This is a genomic window from Microvirga sp. P4_G7 (assembly GCF_056401005.1).
On the sequence record NZ_JBFUKD010000716.1, the window covers coordinates 1 to 1,797 of the forward strand.

Annotated in this window: 1 protein-coding gene and 1 pseudogene; both read right to left on the reverse strand. The window is 63.2% G+C overall.

Annotated elements, in window-relative coordinates:
- Positions 1-66: 66 nt before the first annotated feature.
- On the reverse strand, positions 67-1,296 hold the full coding sequence (gene odhB, locus AC1DT3_RS19920; protein ID WP_477466948.1) for a 2-oxoglutarate dehydrogenase complex dihydrolipoyllysine-residue succinyltransferase: 1,230 nt from the start codon (positions 1,294-1,296) through the stop codon (positions 67-69).
- A 60-nt stretch (positions 1,297-1,356) separates the two neighbouring features.
- Positions 1,357-1,797 (reverse strand): annotated as a pseudogene (gene sucA / locus AC1DT3_RS19925) (2-oxoglutarate dehydrogenase E1 component); the annotation flags it as partial.

Sequence of the window (1,797 nt, forward strand, 5' to 3'; positions counted from 1 at the left end):
GTCGAGAACCGCCCGGCAAATGCAATGGATGCCCGGCGCGAAGCCGGGCATGACGTGAATGCGGTTTTAGAGATCGAGGACGAGGCGCGCCGGATCTTCCAGCGCTTCCTTGACGCGGACGAGGAAGGTCACCGCGTCCTTTCCGTCGACGATGCGGTGATCGTACGACAGGGCGAGATACATCATCGGGCGTGCAACGATCTGACCGTTGCGGACGACAGGCCGTTCCTCGATGCGGTGCATGCCGAGAATGCCCGATTGCGGCGCATTGAGGATCGGCGTCGACATGAGCGAGCCGTAGATGCCGCCGTTGGTGATGGTGAAGGTGCCGCCCTGCATCTCATCGATGGTGAGCTTGCCGTCACGGGCGCGTTTGCCGAAATCGGCGATCTTCTTTTCGATGCCGGCGACCGAAAGGAGGTCGGCATCGCGCACGACAGGAACCACGAGGCCCTTGTCGGTGCCGACGGCGATTCCGATGTGGTAGTAGTTCTTGAAGACGAGATCCTGGCCATCGATTTCAGCGTTGACCGCGGGCACGTCCTTGAGCGCTTGAATCACCGCCTTGGCGAAGAAGCCCATGAAGCCGAGCTTCACGCCGTGCTTCTTCTCGAACACGTCCTTGTACTGCGTGCGCAGGTTCATCACGGCACCCATGTCCACGTCGTTGAACGTGGTCAGCATGGCGGCGGTGTTCTGCGCGTCCTTCAGGCGGCGCGCGATGGTCTGGCGCAGCTTGGTCATCTTTACGCGCTCTTCGCGCGACGCATCGTCCGGCGCGGAAGGTGCGCGCACCTGCATCGGGACAGCAGGTGCGGGTGCTGCAGCCGCGCCTCCGGTCGCGATGGTGGCGAGCATGTCACCCTTGGTGACGCGGCCATCCTTGCCCGTTCCGGCGACACGCGAGGGATCGACACCGCTCTCGGCGGCCAGACGACCGACGGCGGGACCGTTGTCCTTCGGCGCACCGGATGCCGGAGCCGCCGCCGTCTGAACCGGCGCGGGAGCGGCCGCCTTGGGCGTTTCGGCCTTAGGGGCCGGTGCCGCAGCAGCGACACCGCCCTCGTCGACCGAACCCAGCAACGCTCCGGGTGCAACCGTTTCGCCATCCTTGGCGACGATGTCGCCCAGGGTGCCGCTGACAGGAGCGTTGACCTCGAGGGTCACCTTGTCCGTCTCGAGTTCGAGAACCGGCTCGTCTGCCTTGACGGCATCGCCTGGCTTCTTGAACCAGCGGCCGATGGTGGCCTCTGAAACGGATTCGCCGAGAGTGGGTACGCGGATTTCGGTCGCCATGATCGTCTGTCGTGTCGAGGGCCTAGTGCCCGTGGAAAGGAAAACGGTCTTGCGCGGCCATTAAGCCGCGAAAGCCTCGTCAAGGAAAGCTTGCAATTGCGCTTGATGCTTCGACATCAAACCAGTGGCGGTTGCAGCGGAAGCCGGACGGCCGACATAGCGCGGACGATCCACCTTCGAACCGGCGGTCTTCAGCACCCATTCGAGATAAGGCTCGACGAAGGTCCAGGAACCCATGTTCTTTGGCTCTTCCTGGCACCACACGACATCGGCCTTCTTGAAGCGGGAAAGCTCAGCCGCCACGGACTTCGCCGGGAACGGATAGAGCTGCTCGACGCGCATCAGATACACATCGTCGAGCCCACGCTTCTCACGCTCTTCGAACAGGTCGTAATAGACCTTGCCGGTGCAGATGACGACGCGACGGATCTTGTCGTCCTTCACGAGCTTGATGCCTTCCGCGCTGCGCTGCGCATCATCACCCAGCACGCGGTGGAAGGA